Here is a 235-nt window from a genome sequence, read left to right as displayed (position 1 = left end):
GATGCAACCTGATGAAGCGCCGCCGCCCGCCGAGAAAGACCCGGTGGCCTCCATCGGCGGGCAGATGCCACTGCTGTCCACCGGCGAGCGGGCCGCGCTGCGGCGCACGTTCCTGACCAATTCGGCCCAGGCACAAGGCGTGCTGATCGGGCTGCTCCACCGCGCAGCCCTGCCCGATGCGGCCTGGCGCTCGCCCGCGGCCCTGCAGCGCTGGCGCCTGCTCGCCCATGTCGCG

The 235-nt window shown here is 73.6% G+C and carries 1 protein-coding gene; it reads left to right on the top strand.

Annotated elements, in window-relative coordinates; genetic code table 11:
* Positions 1-43: 43 nt before the first annotated feature.
* Positions 44-235, top strand: a 192-nt coding sequence (locus H926_RS28895; protein ID WP_237741104.1) for a hypothetical protein, incomplete at its 3' end; no start/stop codon positions are given.

It is taken from the genome of Novosphingobium sp. B-7, assembly GCF_000410615.1.
GTDB lineage: Bacteria > Pseudomonadota > Alphaproteobacteria > Sphingomonadales > Sphingomonadaceae > Novosphingobium > Novosphingobium capsulatum.
The sequence above is the reverse complement of the archived record's forward strand: the minus strand, read 5'-3'. Positions and strand labels throughout refer to the sequence as shown.